This is a genomic window from Streptomyces sp. NPDC005805 (assembly GCF_040630445.1).
Classification (GTDB): Bacteria; Actinomycetota; Actinomycetes; order Streptomycetales; family Streptomycetaceae; genus Streptomyces.
Genome location: NZ_JBEXXN010000063.1, coordinates 1 through 17,753, shown reverse-complemented (window position 1 = coordinate 17,753; position 17,753 = coordinate 1). Strand labels below are relative to the sequence as shown.

The 17,753-nt window shown below is 74.1% G+C and carries 14 protein-coding genes; 6 read left to right on the top strand and 8 right to left on the bottom strand.

Annotated features, from left to right (window positions below; translation table 11 throughout):
* Window positions 1–20: 20 nt before the first annotated feature.
* The gene (locus ABZ457_RS26410; RefSeq protein WP_359162009.1) at window positions 21–1,277 is read right to left on the bottom strand and encodes a dihydrodipicolinate synthase family protein; all 1,257 of its coding nucleotides are present in this window, start codon (window positions 1,275–1,277) and stop codon (window positions 21–23) included.
* Window positions 1,274–2,425 carry a Gfo/Idh/MocA family oxidoreductase gene (locus tag ABZ457_RS26405; protein ID WP_359162006.1) on the bottom strand — a complete coding sequence of 384 codons (1,152 nt, stop codon included), beginning with the start codon at window positions 2,423–2,425 and terminating at the stop codon, window positions 1,274–1,276. Before ABZ457_RS26405 ends, ABZ457_RS26410 begins: the two co-directional genes overlap by 4 nt.
* 172 nt (window positions 2,426–2,597) lie before the next feature.
* On the opposite strand from ABZ457_RS26405, the gene ABZ457_RS26400 reads away from it, so the two are divergent.
* Both ABZ457_RS26400 and ABZ457_RS26395 read left to right on the top strand, forming a co-directional pair.
* On the top strand, window positions 2,598–3,671 hold the full coding sequence (locus ABZ457_RS26400; RefSeq protein WP_359162003.1) for a LacI family DNA-binding transcriptional regulator: 1,074 nt from the start codon (window positions 2,598–2,600) through the stop codon (window positions 3,669–3,671).
* A 519-nt stretch (window positions 3,672–4,190) separates the two neighbouring features.
* Window positions 4,191–4,970 (top strand): sugar phosphate isomerase/epimerase family protein, encoded by a 780-nt coding sequence (locus tag ABZ457_RS26395; protein ID WP_359162000.1) that lies wholly within the window; start codon window positions 4,191–4,193, stop codon window positions 4,968–4,970.
* Between the two features lie 33 nt (window positions 4,971–5,003).
* Here the strand turns inward: ABZ457_RS26395 and ABZ457_RS26390 are convergent, their stop codons facing one another.
* A complete protein-coding gene (locus tag ABZ457_RS26390) occupies window positions 5,004–5,876 on the bottom strand; it encodes an EamA family transporter (RefSeq protein WP_359162063.1) in 873 nt (290 codons plus the stop codon).
* 206 nt (window positions 5,877–6,082) lie between these two features.
* On the opposite strand from ABZ457_RS26390, the gene ABZ457_RS26385 reads away from it, so the two are divergent.
* Window positions 6,083–6,994, top strand: coding sequence for a LysR family transcriptional regulator (locus tag ABZ457_RS26385; protein WP_359161997.1), 912 nt, complete (start codon window positions 6,083–6,085; stop codon window positions 6,992–6,994).
* A 21-nt stretch (window positions 6,995–7,015) separates the two neighbouring features.
* On the opposite strand, the gene ABZ457_RS26380 is transcribed toward ABZ457_RS26385, so the two are convergent.
* Window positions 7,016–7,570, bottom strand: a complete 555-nt coding sequence (locus ABZ457_RS26380; RefSeq protein ID WP_359161994.1) for a GNAT family N-acetyltransferase — start codon at window positions 7,568–7,570, stop codon at window positions 7,016–7,018.
* A gap of 173 nt (window positions 7,571–7,743) precedes the next feature.
* Here ABZ457_RS26380 and ABZ457_RS26375 point away from each other — a divergent pair, with 173 nt between their 5' ends.
* The 3 genes from ABZ457_RS26375 to ABZ457_RS26365 all read left to right on the top strand — a co-directional run bounded on the left by ABZ457_RS26375 (window position 7,744) and on the right by ABZ457_RS26365 (window position 10,494).
* Window positions 7,744–8,166 carry an ATP-binding protein gene (locus tag ABZ457_RS26375; RefSeq protein WP_359161991.1) on the top strand — a complete coding sequence of 141 codons (423 nt, stop codon included), beginning with the start codon at window positions 7,744–7,746 and terminating at the stop codon, window positions 8,164–8,166.
* Window positions 8,167–8,219: 53 nt separating this feature from the next.
* On the top strand, window positions 8,220–8,429 hold the full coding sequence (locus ABZ457_RS26370) for a hypothetical protein (RefSeq protein WP_359161988.1): 210 nt from the start codon (window positions 8,220–8,222) through the stop codon (window positions 8,427–8,429).
* A gap of 235 nt (window positions 8,430–8,664) precedes the next feature.
* Window positions 8,665–10,494 carry a glycoside hydrolase family 3 N-terminal domain-containing protein gene (locus tag ABZ457_RS26365; protein WP_359161985.1) on the top strand — a complete coding sequence of 610 codons (1,830 nt, stop codon included), beginning with the start codon at window positions 8,665–8,667 and terminating at the stop codon, window positions 10,492–10,494.
* Between the two features lie 90 nt (window positions 10,495–10,584).
* Here the strand turns inward: ABZ457_RS26365 and ABZ457_RS26360 are convergent, their stop codons facing one another.
* The 4 genes from ABZ457_RS26360 to ABZ457_RS26345 form a co-directional block, all read right to left on the bottom strand.
* The gene (locus tag ABZ457_RS26360; protein WP_359161982.1) at window positions 10,585–12,012 is read right to left on the bottom strand and encodes a S28 family serine protease; all 1,428 of its coding nucleotides are present in this window, start codon (window positions 12,010–12,012) and stop codon (window positions 10,585–10,587) included.
* 137 nt (window positions 12,013–12,149) lie between these two features.
* Window positions 12,150–12,563 (bottom strand): hypothetical protein, encoded by a 414-nt coding sequence (locus ABZ457_RS26355; protein ID WP_359161979.1) that lies wholly within the window; start codon window positions 12,561–12,563, stop codon window positions 12,150–12,152.
* 169 nt (window positions 12,564–12,732) lie between these two features.
* Window positions 12,733–13,599, bottom strand: a complete 867-nt coding sequence (locus ABZ457_RS26350) for an RNA polymerase sigma factor SigF (protein WP_359161976.1) — start codon at window positions 13,597–13,599, stop codon at window positions 12,733–12,735.
* A 104-nt stretch (window positions 13,600–13,703) separates the two neighbouring features.
* Complete coding sequence (locus ABZ457_RS26345; RefSeq protein ID WP_359161973.1) at window positions 13,704–17,501, bottom strand: ABC transporter ATP-binding protein; 3,798 nt, start codon at window positions 17,499–17,501, stop codon at window positions 13,704–13,706.
* Window positions 17,502–17,753 lie beyond the last annotated feature (252 nt).

Below are 17,753 nucleotides of genomic sequence, written 5' to 3'. Positions count from 1 at the left end.
TTCGGGGAGGGCCGGTCGGCTCACTGCGGGACTCCGTGGACAGTCAGCAGGGACGTCATCCGGGACTCGGCCAGCCCCGGATCGGGGAACAGGCCCAGCCCGTCGGCCAGTTCGTAGGCGCGGGCCAGATGCGGCAGGGAGCGGGCGGACTGGAGGCCGCCCACCATGGTGAAGTGCGTCTGGTGGCCCGCCAGCCAGGCGAGCAGCACCACACCGGTCTTGTAGTAGCGGGTCGGGGGCGCGAACAGGTGCCGGGACAGCTCCACCGTGGGGTCGAGCCGCTTACGGAAGGCCGCCGTGCCGCCCGCATCGACCGCGCCGCCCGCCCCGTCCCCCGCCGGGGCCCCCGCGCCTGCGGGAAAGGCCGCGTCCAGGCACCGCACCGCCTCCGCGGCCAGCGGGCCCAGCGGGTCGAAGACGCCGAGGAGGGCGTGGCTGAAACCCCGCTCGTCCCCCGCGATCAGCTCCGGGTAGTGGAAGTCGTCGCCCGTGTAGCAGCGCACGCCCTCCGGGAGGCGGCGGCGCAGGGCGACCTCCCGGTCCGCGTCGAGCAGGGAGATCTTGACGCCGTCGACCTTGGCGGGGTGGGCCGCGATCACATCGAGGAGGACCTCGGTCGCCGCGTCCAGGTCGTCCGTGCCCCAGTAGCCCGCGAGGGCCGGGTCGAACATCGGGCCCAGCCAGTGCAGGATCACCGGCCGGGACGCCTGGCGCAGCAGGTGCCCGTACAGCTCCCGGTAGTCGTCGGGGGAAGCGGCGGTGGCGGCGAGGGCCCGGGAGGCCATCAGGACCGCCTGCGCCCCGGCCGACTCGACGAGCGCGAGCTGCTCCTCGTAGGCGGCCCGGACGGCGGCGAGCTGGGCGGGACCGGTGAGCCGGTCGAGGGCCCGGTCGGTCAGCTGGTCGGTGCCGGCCCCGCAGGCGATCCGGCCGCCCACGGACGCGGCCTCGGCGGCGGAGCGCCGGATCAGCTCCGCGGCCGCCGCCCAGTCCAGGCCCATCCCGCGCTGCGCGGTGTCCATCGCCTCGGCCACGCCCAGGCCGTGCGCCCAGAGATGGCGGCGGAAGGCGAGGGTGGCGTCCCAGTCGACGGCGGCGGGCGCGCCGGGGGCGTGGTCCGCGAAGGGGTCGGCGACCACATGGGCCGCCGAGAAGACCGTCCGGGAGGTGAGCGGGGCGGCGGGCGCGCCGGGGGCCGGGGCGGGGGGTACGGCGGGGTCGGTGCGCGGCGTGTAGGCGTGGAGGGAGCCGTCGGGGCGCGGGAGGCGGATCGTCACAGCGTCAGCTCCGGGACGTCGAGGCGGCGGCCCTCGGCGGAGCTGCGCAGGCCGAGTTCGGCGAGCTGGACGCCGCGGGCCCCGGCGAGGAGGCCCCAGTGGTACGGCGTACCGAGCGCGACATGGCGCAGGAACAGCTCCCACTGGGCCTTGAAGCCGTTGTCGAAGGGGCCGTTGTCCGGGATCTCCTGCCACTGGTCGCGGAACCGCTCGGTGGCGGGCAGGTCCGGGTTCCAGACCGGCTTCGGGGTGGCGGACCGGTGCTGGACGCGGCAGCCGCGCAGCCCCGCGACCGCCGAGCCGTGGGTGCCGTCGACCTGGAACTCGACCAGTTCGTCGCGGTGGACGCGCACCGCCCAGGAGGAGTTGATCTGGGCGACGGCCCCGCCCGCCAGCTCGAAGATCCCGTACGCGGCGTCGTCGGCGGTCGCCGGGTAGGGGGTGCCGTCCTCGTCCCAGCGGCGCGGGACATGGGTGGCGACATGCGCGGTGACGGCGGTGACCCGGCCGAACAGCTCGTGCAGCACGTACTCCCAGTGCGGGAACATGTCGACGGTGATGCCGCCGCCGTCCTCCGCGCGGTAGTTCCAGGACGGGCGCTGGGCCGCCTGCCAGTCGCCCTCGAAGACCCAGTAGCCGAACTCGCCGCGCACGGACAGGATCTCGCCGAAGAAGCCGCCGTCGATGAGGCGCTTCAGCTTCAGCAGGCCCGGCAGGAAGATCTTGTCCTGGACGACGCCGTGCCGGATCCCGGCGGAGGCGGCGAGCCGGGCGAGGTCCAGGGCGCCCGCGAGGTCGGTGGCGGTGGGCTTCTCGGTGTAGAGGTGCTTCCCGGCCGCGATCGCCTTCTTGAGGGACTCGACGCGGGCGGAGGTGACCTGGGCGTCGAAGTACACGTCCACGCTCTCGTCGGCGAGGACCGCGTCCAGGTCGGTGGAGACCTCGGTGAGGCCGTGGCGGTCGGCGATCTCGCGCAGCGCGTGCTCACGGCGGCCGACGAGGACGGGCTCGGGCCACAGGACCTCCCCGTCGCCGAGGTCGAGGCCGCCCTGCTCCCGGATGGCGAGGAGGGAGCGCACCAGGTGCTGGCGGTAGCCCATCCGCCCGGTGACGCCGTTCATGGCGATACGCACGGTCCTGCGTGTCACGGCAGTGCCTCCTGTTTCCGCTCGGTTGGCCCGAGTTCACCGAGTTCCCTCCATATGAGCGCAGCAAGCGCTTTCTAAGCGGTATGAAGCTAGCCTGCCGACAGCGGCCCGGACAAGGGGCCGCTCCCAATCTCACGCGGAGGAAAGCGATGACGGTCACCCAGGCGGCTCGATGACGGTCACCCTGGCCGATGTGGCGGCGCGCGCCCGGGTCTCCCCGGCGACCGTCTCGCGCGTGCTGAACGGCAACTATCCGGTCGCGGCGTCGACGCGGGAGCGGGTGCTGCGGGCGGTCGACGAGCTGGACTACGTCCTCAACGGCCCGGCCAGTTCGCTCGCGGCCGCCACCTCCGACCTGGTCGGCATCCTCGTCAACGACATCGCCGACCCCTTCTTCGGGATCATGGCCGGGGCGGCGCAGACCGAGATCGGCGGGCAGGAGGGGTCGGGGCGCGCGGGCGGCGAGAAGCTGGCCGTGGTGTGCAACACGGGCGGCTCCCCGGAACGCGAACTGACCTACCTCACCCTGCTCCAGCGCCAGCGGGCGGCGGCCGTGGTGCTGACGGGCGGCGCGGTGGAGGACCCGGAGCACAGTGCGGCGATGGCCGCGAAGCTGACGCGGCTCGCGGACGCGGGCACCCGGATCGTGCTGTGCGGCCGGCCGCCGGTGCCGGGCTCGGACGCGGTGCTGGCCGCGCTCGCCTTCGACAACCGGGGCGGCGGGCGGCGGCTCACCGAGCATCTGATCGGGTTGGGCCACCGGCGGATCGGCTACGTCGCCGGGCCGGTGGAGCGCACCACCACCCGGCACCGGCTGGAGGGCCACCGTGCGGCCCTGGCGGCGGCCGGTCTGGACGGCGGCGCGGCGGAGCAGGACCGGCTGACCGTGCACGGCTCCTACGACCGGCGCTCCGGCTACGAGGCGACCCTCGAACTCCTGCGGCGGGAGCCGTCGTTGACGGCGGTGGTGGCCGCGAACGACACGGTGGCGCTGGGCGCGTGCGCGGCGCTGCGCGACCGGGGCCTGCGGATTCCGGACGACGTGTCCGTGGCGGGTTTCGACGACCTCCCCTTCTCGGTCGACGCGGTCCCGGCCCTGACCACGGTCCGCCTCCCCCTCTTCGAGGCGGGCGCGCGGGCGGGCCGCCTGGCCATGGGGAACGAAGCGCCTCCGCCGGGCGGGATCGCGTCGATCCCGGCGGAGCTGATGGTGCGGGGGTCGACGGGGGCGCCGGGGCGCGCGTGAACGGGTAGGACCGGGGCCCGGGCCGGCCAGGCGCGCGGTTTGGCCCCGGGCGCGCCGGGCCCGCGTTCGGCCCGGGCCGGGCTTGGCCGGGCTTGGCCGGGCTTGGCCGGGCCCGGCGGGGCGGGGCCGGCCGAGCGGGACCGGGCCCGGACCGGGTCTTGGCGACCGGGCCGGGGCCGCGCGGGGGCCGGGCCTGCCTGGACCGGGCCGGGGCCCACCCCGACAGGGTGCCTGGCCCGGACCGGGTCTTGGCGACCGGGCCGGGCCAGGCGCGACGGCGGCCGGGTTCAGCCCCGGGCGGGCCGCTCCGCAAGCGAGCGCGCTGGACCCGGGCCCGGCCTGCCGAGCCCCCGCAGCCGCACGCCGCCCCCGATACCCCGACACCCCCAACCCCGCGCGGTACCCCCCGTGGGGTTGTCGGGGCGGCAGGATCGGGTAGCCGGACGGGCGGGACCGGGAGCGGCCCGGACGCCCCACCACGCCAAAACGCCCCACCACGCCAAAGAAGAAAGGCCCGCCATGAAACTCGCCTTCTCCACCCTCGGCGTTCCCGGTATGCCCGTCGCCGAGGTCGCCGCGCTCGCCGCCGCGAGTGGCTACCAGGGGGTGGAGCTGCGCACGCACCCCGAGGAGCCCGTGCACCTGGACCTCACCGCGGCCGAACGGCATTCCGTGGCGCGGGAGTTCGCGCAGGCCGGGGTCGAGGTCCTCGCCCTCGCCGGGTACACCCGCGTCGCCGAACCCGGCGAGGACGGCCCCGTGCTCGCCGAGCTGGACCGGCTGATCCGGCTCGCGGCCGACCTCGGCGCCCCCTACGTACGGGTCTTCCCCGGCGGCCAGGACGCCGACCCCGCCGAGGCGGACGCGGCCGCCGCCCGCCGCCTCGGCGCGGCGGCCGAGACCGGGGCCGGCCTCGGCGTCACCGTCCTGCTGGAGACGCACGACTCGCACCGCACCGCCGCCGACGTCTCCCGCATCGTCGGCACGGTCGGCCACAAGCACGCGGGCGCCGTCTGGGACGTGCTGCACACCTGGCTCGGCGGCGAGGACCCGGCCGTCTCGTACGCGTCCCTCGCTCCGTACCTCGGCTATGTGCAGGTCAAGGACGTCGCCTCGCGCTCGGACCTGACCCCGCTGCCGCTCGGCGCGGGCGTCCTGCCGCTCGCCGAGACCCTGTCCCCGACCGACCCGGCGGGCTGGGTCTGCTGGGAGTACGAGAAGCGCTGGTACGAGGACGCGGCGGACCTCCCGGACCTGCTCGCGACCGGCCGCGAGCACCTCCTCGCCCTGCCGCGCTGAACACCGGGGCGCCCCTGCCCGTGCCCGCGCGCCCTACCCCCGACCCCGCCGGGGCAGCCGCGGCAGGGAGGTCAGGGCCACCCCGCCCACCAGCAGGACCGCCGCGCACCAGCGCAGCGGACTGATGCCCTCCCCCAGGAAGAGCGCGGCGGAGGACATGCCGAAGACCGGCACCAGGAGGGAGAACGGCGCGACCGAGGAGGCCGGGTGGTGGCGCATCAGGAAGCCCCACGCGCCGAAGCCGAACACGGTGGCGACCCAGGCGACGTAGACGATCGCGCCGACGCCCGCCCAGTCCAGGGAGCGCAGCGCCGCGAGGTCCTGCTCCGGGCCCTCCAGGAGGAGCGAGAGCAGCAGCAGGGGCAGGACGGGCACGACGCTGACCCAGACCATGAAGTTGAGGGCGTCCGGGGGCGCGGCCCGGCGGGTCAGGATGTTGGAGACGCCCCAGCTCGCGGCCGCCGCGACGACCAAGAGGAAGCCGAGCAGCGGGCCAGAGGCCCCTTCGTCGACGGCGGCCACCACGATGCCCGCGACGGCGACGCCCATCCCCGTGACCCGCCTCGGGCCGGGGCGTTCGCCGAGGAGGGCGAAGGCGAACACAGCGGTGAAGACCGCCTGCACCTGGAGAACCAGCGAGGAGAGCCCGGCGGGCGCGCCCCGGTCCATCCCGGTGAAGAGCAGCCCGAACTTGGCCACCCCGAGGGCGAGGCCGACACCCACGATCCACTTCCAGGCGACCTTGGGCCGGCCGACGAGGAAGACGGCGGGGAGGGCGGCGGCCAGGAAGCGCAGGGCGGAGAAGAGCAGCGGCGGGAAGTGGCCGAGACCGATCTCGATGACGACGAAGTTCAGGCCCCAGACGGCGGCGACGAGCGCGGCGAGGGCGATGTGCGCGGGCGGCAGGGACCGGGCGCCAGGGGCGGGGACGGCGGACGCGGGCAGGGCGGGGCCGGCCCCGAGGGCGGTTGGGCGTGGCATGTACCGAGCATCACGCCGGGAACCATGTAGCACCAGCGCGCGTTTCTTCATGGTTGGATGAAGCACTGCTTACAGGAACCCGGCTCGCCGGAACGCGCACCGCCGGGAGGCCCGACGGGAAGGGAACCACCGTGCTCGACCTCGCCCGGCTGCGCGCCCTGCACGCCGTCTCCGTCCACGGCACGGTCGGCGCGGCGGCCGCCGCCCTCGGCTACACCCCGTCCGCCGTCTCCCAGCAGATCGCCAAACTGGAACGGGAGACCCGTACCACCCTCCTGGAGCGCCAGGGGCGCGGTATCCGGCTGACCGACGAGGCCCGCCAACTGGCGCGCACCGCACAGGAGTTGATGGCGGTCATCGAGCAGGCGGAGGTACGCCTGGAGGAGCGGCGCGGCCGTCCGGCGGGCCGGCTGGACATCGCCTGCTTCGCCAGCGCCTCCCGGGGCCTGATGCCCCTCGTCCTGGCGGACCTGGCCCGCCGCCACCCGGAGCTGGACGCCCGGCTCCAGGAGATCGACCCGCATCTGTCGGTGGACCTGGTGGCCCGGGGCGCGGTCGACCTGGCCGTGGCGCACGACTGGGACATCGCCCCGATGCCGCCCCCGCCGGGCGTCGAACACGCGGACATCGGCGACGACCTGTGCGACGTACTGGTCCCGGCGGACCACCGGCTGGCCGGGGCGGAATCGGTGCGCCGCGAGGACCTCGGGGACGAGCGCTGGATCTCCCAGCCGCCGGGCACGGTCTGCCACGACTGGCTGGTGCGGACCATGCGCGCGGCGGGCCGCGAGCCGCGGATCGTGCACCGGGTCGAGGAGAACCACACCCAGGTCGCCCTGGTCGCCGCGGGCCTCGGCATCGCCCTCGTCCCCCGCCTCGGCCGCGGCCCGGTCCCCGCCGGCGTCCGCGTCGTCCGCCTCGACCCCGTCCCCAGCCGCCGCCTCCGCGCCCTCTGGCGCACGGGCGCCGCCCGCCGCCCCGCCATCACCGAAACGGTCCGCACCCTCCGCGCCCTCTGGCCACAGGTCACGGACCGCGCCTGACGAGCGGAGTCCTTCACCCGGCTATTCGGCCGGAGCCGCTGCCGGAATCGGGCGCAGCATCGCGGTGAGGACCGGCCCGTCCGCGGCGGGCTGCTGCACGCTGATCTCCCGGTAGCCCCAACGTTCGTACAGGGCCTTGACCTTGCCCTCCCCGGCCTCGGGGTTGACCAGGAGCGATACCTGTTCCTCCGGCCGGGAGGCCAGCAGTTCGTCATGGATACGACGTGCTGCTCCGGTGCCGCGCCACGGCACCCGCAGCATGATCTCCTTGAGTGCGGCCGTCGGCCGGTCCGTGCAGCCCTCGGGCAGCGGCGTGGCCATCCGCCGCCACCACCGGTCGTCCGGCTGGAGCGTGTTGACGTACGCGTAGCCCACCGGCTCGTCTTCGTCGTATCCGATCACGGCCTCCCAGCCGGGCTCGGCGGCGTGCCGGGCCAGCCGCTCCCCGTACCGCTCCACCGAGTAGTGCGGATCGTGGAGCCGGTCGGCGCGTACTTCGGCGTAGACCTCGATCAGCGTGTTCCACACGGTGTCGATGCCGGTGGCGTGGCGCAGCTCGATTCCGTCACTCGTCACAGCGGATTCCTCGGGGTGTCGTGGGTGAACGCGTTCCAGGCGCGGGTGTGGGGGCTGGTCGGAGCCGTGAGGCGCAGCGTGGTGCTCCCGGCGACTTCGACGGGCTGCGGAAAGCCCCCGCCTCTGTCGGGGGTCAGGCCGCATCCCACCGGTTCCACCAGACAGAGGTCCCGATGACCGTGAGCGCAACCGCACGTCCTACAGGCCACCCCGGCTACTCCGAGACACTGCCCTGCACGGCGGAGAGCGCAGAATCCGCTCGCCGCCTGGTGCGGGCTGCCCTGGTCGCGTGGGGCATGAAGCCGGTGGCCGACGACGGTGCCCTGATCGTCACCGAACTCGTGGCCAACGCGGTCCGCCACACCGAGGCCCGCCACATCCGTGTCGTCGTCGAGCGGACGAGTGACGAACGGGTGCGGGTCGGCGTTGCCGACAAGTCCCGCGTCGCTCCGCAGCTCCGGCACGCCTCGGACTCCGACGTCCACGGACGCGGACTGACGCTCGTGGACGCCCTGGCCACCCGGTGGTGGACCGACCTCAGGCCCTGGGGGAAGTGCGTCTGGGCGGAGCTGAGGGCCGGGAACGGCCGCCGGTGACCCGTCGCCCGCCGGTCCCGTTCCGCTCCGGACTCCACCGAGAGGTATCCGCCATGCACGATCTGATCGCCGCACCTTTCGGTGACCGGCACCTCATCCTGCGGCGAGGCAGCTCCCGCGCGATCAGGGTCGGCAGCGCGAGGTTCGCGGACCTCGCGGATGCCGTATCCGCCCGGCTGCCGGTTCCGGCGTGGCTCACGGACGCGGCGCGCCGCGCCTGGGAGCGGCACCGCCGCGCGGCCGCGCAGGTGCCGGACGCCTGACGGCCCGGGGCGCGCCCGCCCCGGAGGCCCGGCCCGCCGGGGCCCGGCCCGCCGGGGCCCGGCCCCGCCGGGCCCCGAAACCCCGCCACTCGGCGGAGTTCCCGCGCGCCGCGCCGTTGATTCCTTGCGGGACCCTTGACCTGGCAGTTACTTTCCGGATATCCGTGACTCGTTGGAAGTTTCCTTCAACTCCCTTGTGCCACACCCCCGTCGAGCAAGGCCGGAAGGAGCACCAGTGCAGGACCGGAGCATCCCCAGACGCACTCTTCTCGCGGCAGGTGCCGCCACCGCCGCGGCGGGCGCCCTCGCCGGGACGGCGCCCCAGGCGGCGGCCGGCGAGCACGACCGGCAGGACCGGCACGACCGGCTGCGCCGGCTGATCTCCCGGATGAGCCTGGAGGAGAAGATCGGCCAGCTCTTCGTGATGCGGGTGTACGGGCACTCGGCCACCGAGCCCGACCAGGCCGACATCGACGCCAACCTCGCCGAGATCGGCGTCCGCACCGCCGCCGAGCTGATCCAGCGTTACCACGTCGGCGGCATCATCTACTTCGCGTGGGCGCACAACACCCGCGACCCGCAGCAGATCGCCGCCCTGTCCAACGGCATCCAGCGCGCGGGCCTCGCCCAGCGCACCCCCGTGCCCCTGCTGGTCTCCACCGACCAGGAGCACGGCATCGTCGCCCGGGTCGGCCGGCCCGCGACCCTGCTGCCCGGGGCCATGGCCCTCGGCGCGGGCGGCTCCCGCGGCGACGCGCGCGCCGCCGCCCGGATCGCCGGCGACGAGCTGGCGGCCATGGGCATCCGGCAGAACTACGCCCCGGTCGCGGACGTCAACGTCAACCCGGCCAATCCCGTCATCGGCGTGCGCTCCTTCGGCGCGGAGGCGGCGGCGGTCTCGCGGATGGTCGCCGCGCAGACCGGCGGCTACCGCGCGGCCCGGATCGCCGCCACCGCCAAGCACTTCCCGGGCCACGGGGACACCACCGTCGACAGCCACACCGGCATCCCGGTCATCACCCACACCCGCGAGGAGTGGGAGCGGATCGACGCCCCGCCGTTCCGCGCGGCCATCGCCGCCGGGATCGACTCGATCATGACGGCGCACATCCAGTTCCCCGCCCTCGACCCCAGCAACGACCCCGCCACGCTCTCCCGCCCCATCCTGACCGGCATCCTCCGCGAGGAGCTGGGCTACGACGGGGTCGTGGTCACCGACGCGCTCAACATGGAGGGCGTCCGGGACAAGTACGGCGACGACCGGGTGCCCGTCCTCGCCCTGCTCGCGGGCGTGGACCAGCTCCTCAACCCGCCGGACCTGGCCGTCGCCTGGAACGGCGTGCGGGACGCGGTGGAGAGCGGCGAACTGAGCGTCGCCCGTATCGAGGAATCGATCCTGCGCATCCTGCGGCTGAAGGACCGCCTCGGCCTGTTCCACGACCCGTTCACGGACGCCCGCACGGTGGACCGCACCGTCGGCAGGCGCAGCCACCTGGCCGCCGCCGACCGGATCGCCGAGGGGACGACGACCCTGCTGGCCAATCCGGACCGGGTGCTCCCGCTGCGCCGCCGCAGCGGCCCGGACCTGCTGGTGGTGGGCGCCGACCCGGCCTCCCCCACCGGCACCACCGGCCCGCCGACGACCGTGCTCGCGCGGGAGCTGACCTCGCTGGGCTTCCGGGCGGACGCGCTGTCCACCGGCACGGCCCCGACCGCCGCGCAGATCGACGCGGCCGTCGCCGCGGCGGCGGGCCGGGACGCGATCGTGGTCGCCACCTACAACGTGACGGCGGCGAGCTCCCAACGCACCCTGGTGGCACGGCTGGTGGCGACCGGCGTCCCGGTCGTCGCGGTCGCGATCCGCAACCCGTACGACGTCGCCCGGCTCGACGGCGTCGCCGCGTCCCTGGCCACGTACTCCTGGACGGACGTGGAGGTGCGCGCCGCGGCCCGGGTGATCGCGGGGGCGGCCCGGCCGCAGGGGCGGCTGCCGGTGCCGGTGCGGTACGCGGACGACCCGTCGCGGACGCTGTACCCGATCGGCCACGGGCTCTCGTACCGGTAGGACCGGCGGGGCCGGTCGCGGCCCCGGGCGGCCGCACGCGAAGGGGCCGGGTCCGCCGTACCGCGGACCCGGCCCCTCACGTCGGGCACATCACGGGCGCAGGGTGCGCTCCATGTCCCTCTTGTCCAGCTTGGCGTCGGCCCTGGCCAGCGGCCGCGCCTTCGCCGGGTCCGCCTGGACGGCGGCCGGGGCGACGCCCGCCCACCGCTGGATCGCGGCGGTCGCCTTCGCCCGCTCGTCCTCGACGAGACCGGCCACGTTCGCCCCGTGGTTGGCGCCCGGCGCGGTGTACACGTACGAGTCGTGCGTGCCCCGGCCGACGCGGAACGGCTCCGCGCCCCACGGGTCGTTCTCGCCGTACACGAACATCATCCGGGTGGCGTTGTGCCGCACCCAGGTGTCGATGTCGCGCATCGCGTGCGGCTTGAACCGCATCGGGATGTCCCGCGGCACGAAGTTCCGCGGCGGCTGGTAGCCGTAGCGGCTGAGCCCCTTGAGGTGCGGCTGCTTGATGTCCGGGGAGCCCAGCTCGGTGCCCGCCTGGTAGTAGTACGGCGTGTAGTTGGCGAGCCCCTGGTCCGCGTAGGCGGAGAAGCCGGAGATCGCGTCGAGGGTGTCGAACAGCTCCTGGTCGCTCGCGGTCTTCGCGGCCGGGATCGCGGCGCAGTCGGAGAGCAGGCTGTACTGCCAGAACGCCCAGGTGTAGTCGAGGACGACCGCCTCGAAGGCCCGGTCGAGGCTGCCGACGGTGGTGAAGGTGTAGCCGCCCTCGGCCGCGTAGGTCTCGTAGAGGGCGGTCAGCGGCGCGCGGCGCAGCAGGGCCTCGCGCTGGACCGCGTTCAGCCGGTCGCGGCACTCCTTGGTGCCGACCTTCTCGAAGAAGCGGTCGTACGCCCGGTCCTCGTTGTTCACCACGTCGTTGGGCGCGACGTACGCGACGACGCCGTCCATGTCACGCGGGTAGAAGCGCTCGTAGTAGGTCGCGGTCATCCCGCCCTTGGAGCCGCCCGTGGAGATCCACTTCTTGCCGTAGATCTTCTTCAGCGCGGTGAAGACCCGGTGCTGGTCGCTGGCGGCCTGCCAGATGTCGAGCTTCGACCAGTCGGCCGGCTGGGGGCGCGACGGAGTGAAGAACCGGTACTCCAGGGAGACCTGGTTGCCGTCGACGATCGCGGTCGGCTCGCTGCGGCGCGGCGTCGTGGAGACGTGGTAGCCGGAGGTGTGGAAGACGGTCGGGCGCGCGGTGTCCTTGTGCAGCACGGTGATGCGCTGGTCGAAGGTGCCCTTGCGCGGCTGCCGGTGGTCGACCGGCTGCTGGTAGTTGAGGACGAAGTACCGGTAGCCGGTGTACGGCTTCTCCTCGATCAGGCTCATCCCCGGAATCGCCAGGATCCGGTCCTTGATGTCCGTGGCGGCCTTCGGCTCGGCGGCTGTGGCCGCACCCGCCGTGGCCCCGGCCGCGCTCACGGTGCCTATGAGCACCACGAACGACAGCAGCCATCTGAGCGTCTTGCGCATTCACCCTCCCCTGAGAGAACCCCTGTGGGATCAAGCGGTCGCGGGTGAACCTAGCGGGGCCAACACCATGGGCGCCAGCCCTCGTTGCTCCTTACGGCCCTGCGGCCCCGCCGGTGGACGGGCAGCCGCGACCGGGTTCAGCAGAGGATCCAGCCGGTGGAACGCGAGACCCCGGCGACGGTGCCGGAGGCCCGGACGCACCGGCCCCGGGACTGCACGGTGACCGGCCCGGCCTGCCGGGTGAAGCGGCCCTCGTCGACGACGGCCCGGCCGCCGCGCGGCTGGAGGGAGACCTTCATGGCGCGCCGGGCGCCGGGGTTGCGGGCGACGGTGACGGCGCAGACCTGGCCGCCGTTCTGGTAGACGCGCAGCTCGCCCGTGGTGAAGGGGGCGGACTTGGCGAGCCGCCCCGGGCAGGGGGCGGCGGCCTGCGCGGCGCCGGTGCCCGGGCCGATGACGGCGAGCGCGGACGCCGCCGTCAGGACCGCGAGCCCCCGGGCGAGTGCCCGGACCGTTCGGCTTCCGCGCCGGTGTCCCGCCCCGTCGAACACAACCACTCCCCTGTCGTCGTCGACACGTCCGGCCGCCGACACCGCTCATCGACACTGCCCCGTACATGCGTACGACGCAGGGGGCGGCCGGATGGTTGCGAGCGGAGCGGGACCGGGCGAACGGGCCGGGGTCAGCGGGTGGCGCGGCGGGCCGGGGCCGGGGGTGGTGTCAGTGGGCCGCCAGGCCCTCGCGCAGCCGCCCCACGACCCGGGTGAGCAGGCGCGAGACATGCATCTGGGAGACGCCCAGCTCCTTGCCGATCTCCGACTGGGTCTTCTCCTCGACGAAGCGCAGATGCAGCAGCCGGCGCTCGCGCTCGTCCAGTTCGGCGACGAGCGGGGCCAGTGCGTGCAGGTTCTCGAAGAGTTCGAGGGCGGGCTCCTCGTCGCCCATGACGTCCGCGAGGGTCGCCTCCCGGCCGGTGTTGCGGTCGGCGGCGACGGGCACGTCGATCGAACCGGCGGTGTAGGCGTTGGCCGCCTTCCGGGCCTCGATGACCTCCTCCTCGGAGAGGCTCATCAGCTCGGACAGCTCGCGGACCGTGGGCAGCCGGCCGAGGCGGTTGTGCAGCTCCTCCTGCGCCTTGGCCAGTTCGACGCGCGCCTCCTGGAGCCGGCGCGGGACGTGCACGGCCCAGGTGGTGTCACGGAAGAAACGCTTGATCTCGCCCACGATGTACGGGACGGCGAAGGAGGCGAACTCGACCTCGCGGGTCAGCTCGAAGCGGTCGATCGCCTTGATCAGGCCGATGGTGCCGACCTGGACGATGTCCTCCATCTCCTCGGCGCCCCGGTGGCGGAAGCGCCCGGCGGCGTACTTCACCAGGGAGAGGTTCATCTCGATGAGGGTGTTGCGCACGTACTGGTACTCGTGCGTGCCCTCCTCCAGCGCGGCGAGCCGGGCGAAGAAGTGCCGGGACAGCTCGCGGGCGTCCGCCGGGCTGACGGCCCACGCGACCTCGGGCGCCCGCTCGTCGGGGCACACCGCCGTCCTGGATCCGGCCTGCTCCTGGATCGACGCCGTCGTGCTGGTCATGAGTCCCTCCCCGGTCTCGTTCTCACGATGGCCCGGTTACCCCCGAAGAGGAAGGGCATGCACACGGATTCACGGCCCCCGGGCCCCGGGCACCCGCGAGGCCGTCAGACGGACACGGGCTCGTCCTCCCCCGTCCCCAGGAAGGTCCGCCACAGCGCCGCGTACTGCCCGCCGCGCGCCAGGAGTTCATCGTGCGTGCCGTCCTCGGCGACCCGGCCGTGGTCCATCACCACCACCCGGTCGGCGCGGGCCGCGGTGGTCAGCCGGTGCGCGACGACCAGCGTCGTACGGCGCCCCGCCAGCCGGTCGGTCGCCTGGTTGACCTGGGCCTCCGTCGCCAGGTCCAGCGCGGCGGTCGCCTCGTCGAGCAGCAGCACGTCCGGGTCGACGAGTTCGGCCCGGGCCAGCGCGATGAGCTGGCGCTGCCCGGCGGAGAGGTTGCGTCCGCGCTCGGCGACCTCGTGGAGGTAGCCGCCGTCGAGGGTGGCGATCATGTCGTGGGCGCCGACCGCGCGGGCGGCGGCCTCCACCTCGGCGTCGCTCGCGCCCGGGCGCCCGTAGGCGATGGCGTCCCGGACGGTCCCGGCGAAGAGGTACGCCTCCTGGGGGACCACGCCGAGCCGGTGCCGGTAGGCGGTCAGGTCCAGCCGGCGCAGGTCGGTGCCGTCGGCGGTGACCCGGCCGCTGGTCGGGTCGTAGAACCGGGCGACCAGCTTGACCAGGGTGGACTTGCCCGCGCCCGTCTCGCCGACGAAGGCGACCGTCTGCCCGGCCGGGATCCGCAGGTCGATCCCGCGCAGCGCGGCCTCGCCCCCGCCGGGACCGGCGGTCCCGGCGGGAGTCCCGCCGCCGTAGACGAAGGACACGTCCTCGAAGGCGATGTCACCGCGCAGCCGGGCCACCTCGCGCGGACGCTCGGCTTCGGCGGTGGAGGTCGGCTCGCGCAGCAGCTCCTGCACCCGGCCCAGCGAGACCGCGGCCTGCTGGTAGCCGTCGAAGACCTGGGAGAGCTGCTGCACGGGCGCGAAGAACAGCTCGATGTAGAGGAGATAGGCGACCAGGGCGCCCGTGGTGAGGGTGCCCGCCTCGATCCGCGCGCCGCCGACGATCAGCACCGCCGCCGCGGCGACCGAGGCGAGGAGCTGCACGAAGGGGAAGTAGACCGAGATCAGCCACTGGCCGCGCACCCGGGCCCGGCGGTAGCTGTCGCTGCCGGCCGTGTAGTGGGCGACGCCGTCGGCCTCGCGGCGGAACGCCTGCACGATCCGCAGCCCGGAGACGGACTCCTGGAGGTCGGCGTTGACCGCGCTGACCCGCTCCCGGGCCAGTTCGTACGCCTTCACGCTCTGCTTGCGGAAGAACCAGGTGCCGACGATCAGCACCGGCAGGGTCGCGAACACCACCAGCGCCAGCTGCACGTCGATGACCAGCAGGGCGACCATGACGCCGAAGAAGGTGACGACCGAGACGAACGCGGTGACCAGCCCGGTCTGGAGGAAGGTGGACAGCGCGTCGACGTCCGTGGTCATCCGGGTCATGATCCGGCCGGTCAGCTCGCGCTCGTAGTAGTCCAGGCCGAGGCGCTGGAGCTGGGCGAAGATCTTCAGGCGCAGCGAGTACAGCACCCGTTCGCCGGTCCGCCCGGTCATCCGGGTCTCGCCGATCTGGGCGGCCCACTGCACCAAGACGGCGGCCAGGCCCAGCAGGGAGGCGGCCCACACGGCCCCGAGGGCGAGCTGTTCCACGCCCTCGTCGATGCCGTGCCGGATGAGCACCGGCAGCGCCAGGCCCATGCCCGCGTCGACCGCCACCAGCAGCAGGCTCAGCAGCAGGGGCCGGCCGAAGCCGCGCAGGACCGCGCGGAGCCGGCCGCCCTCGCCGGCCCCGGTGTCGGCCGGTTCGGGGCGGACCGCGCGGGCCTCGTCGATGTCGGGGGTGCCGGTGGCCGGGGGCAGGGCCTCGACCTGGGCGAGCAGCTCGGGGGTGGCGCCGGAGTCCTCGCCCGCCGCCGCCCACTCGGCGGCGCGTTCGTCGCGCACCCACAGACGCGGGGTGATGCCGCGTTCGGCGTCGAACTCGGCGTCCAGCTCGGCCCGTACGGTGTGGTCCTCGGCCGGTTCGGGGGTCTTGCGCAGGACGTGGCCGGGCGAGACGCCGCCCAGTTCGTCGGGGTCGGTCAGCAGCCGGCGGTAGAGGGCGGAGCGGCGCTCCAGCTCCTCGTGGGTGCCGATGTCGGCGAGCCGGCCCCGGTCGAGGACGGCGATCCGGTCGGCGAGGCCGAGGGTGGAGCGGCGGTGCGCGATGAGGAGGGTGGTGCGGCCCGCCATGACCTGCCGCAGCGCCTCGTGGATCTCGTGCTCGACGCGGGCGTCGACAGCCGAGGTGGCGTCGTCGAGGAGGAGCAGCCGGGGGTCGGTGAGGATGGCGCGGGCGAGGGCGACGCGCTGGCGCTGGCCGCCGGAGAGGGTCAGGCCGTGCTCGCCGACCGTGGTGTCGTAGCCGTCGGGGAGTTCGGCGATGAACCGGTCGGCCTGGGCGGCGCGGGCGGCCTGCTCGATCTCCTCCTGGGTGGCGTCGGGGCGGCCGTAGGCGATGTTGGCGCGGACGGTGTCGGAGAAGAGGAAGCTGTCCTCGGGGACGAGGCCGATCGCAGCGCGCAGCGAGTCGAGGGTCAGCTCGCGCACATCGTGGCCGCCGACGAGGACCGCGCCCCGGGTCACGTCGTAGAAGCGGGGCAGCAGCAGGGAGACGGTGGACTTGCCGCTGCCGGAGGCGCCGACCACGGCGACGGTCTCGCCGGGGGCGATCTCCAGCGAGAAGCCGTCCAGGACGGGCCGGCCGTCGGCGTAGGAGAAGGACACGTTGTCGAACTCGACGCTCGCGGGGGCGTCGGCGGGCAGTTCCCGGGTGCCGTCGCGCAGGCTCGGCTCGGTGTCGATCAGCTCCAGCACCCGCTCCACGCCGGCCCGCGCCTGCTGTCCGACGGTGAGGACCACGGCCAGCATCCGGACCGGTCCGACGAGCTGGGCGAGGTAGGTGGAGAAGGCGACGAAGGTGCCGAGGGTGATCTCGCCCCGGGTGGCCAGCCAGCCGCCGAGGGCGAGCATGGCGACCTGGCCGAGGGCGGGCACGGCCTGGAGGGCGGGGGTGTAGACGGAGTTGAGCCGGATGGTGCGCAGCCGCCCGGCGAACAGCTTCCGGCTCGCCTCGCGCAGCTTCCCGGTCTCCTGCTCCTCCTGCCCGAAGCCCTTGACGACCCGCACCCCGCTGACCGCGCCGTCCACGACCCCGGCCACGGCGGCGGCACGGTTCTGCGCGTACCAGGTGGCGGGGTGGAGGCGGGCGCGGCTGCGCTTGGCGATGAACCAGAGGGCGGGGGCGACGGCGACGGCGACCAGGGTCAGCGGCAGCGACAGCCACGCCATGATCACCAGGGAGATCGCGAAGAGCAGGAAGTTGCCGATGGTCATCGGCAGCATGAAGAGCAGGCCCTGGATGAGCTGGAGGTCGCTGGTGGCGCGGCCGACGACCTGGCCGGTGGACAGCTCGTCCTGCCGCCGCCCGTCGAGCCGGGTGATCGTCCCGTACATCTCGGTCCGCAGGTCGTGCTGGACGTCGAGGGCGAGGCGGCCGCCGTAGTAGCGGCGGATGTAGGTGAGGACGTAGATCACGAGGGCGGCGGCGATCAGGAGGCCGGTCCACACGGCGAGGGACCGGGTGCCGTCGCCGCCGATGACGTCGTCGATGACGACCTTGGTGATCAGGGGGACGAGGGCCATCACGGCCATGCCGGCGAGGGAGGAGCCCAGGGCGAGCAGCACATTGCGCCGGTAGCGCCAGGCGTATCCGGACAGGCGCCGGGCCCACCCTCGCGCCGTCTCCTGCTCTGCCTCCGCCGCCACGCGAGCCTCCCCGTCCTCGGCCCGGACCCCTCCGGACCTGCGCTGCCGAACCGACCGACCGGCCTGATCTTCCGAGAGGCACCAACGCGGGGAGAAGCGGATTTCATCCCTCCGCAACAAATCCCGGTCCGAGGTCCCGGACGACCGGGACCGTGGTCCTAGATGAGTAAGTCCGAAGTCTTGGGGCGCATGAAGCGAGGGTCTCGTTGGTCCGTTTGTGACGACAGACCTCGAAACCCTCGCGACTGCACT

Coding starts and splice junctions, on each gene's coding strand:
- ABZ457_RS26400 (WP_359162003.1), top strand. CDS start 2,598: ATGACGGTCACCCTGGCCGATGTGGCGGCGCGCGCCCGGGTCTCCCCG.
- ABZ457_RS26395 (WP_359162000.1), top strand. CDS start 4,191: ATGAAACTCGCCTTCTCCACCCTCGGCGTTCCCGGTATGCCCGTCGCC.
- ABZ457_RS26375 (WP_359161991.1), top strand. CDS start 7,744: ATGACCGTGAGCGCAACCGCACGTCCTACAGGCCACCCCGGCTACTCC.
- ABZ457_RS26370 (WP_359161988.1), top strand. CDS start 8,220: ATGCACGATCTGATCGCCGCACCTTTCGGTGACCGGCACCTCATCCTG.
- ABZ457_RS26360 (WP_359161982.1), bottom strand. CDS start 12,012: ATGCGCAAGACGCTCAGATGGCTGCTGTCGTTCGTGGTGCTCATAGGC.
- ABZ457_RS26350 (WP_359161976.1), bottom strand. CDS start 13,599: ATGACCAGCACGACGGCGTCGATCCAGGAGCAGGCCGGATCCAGGACG.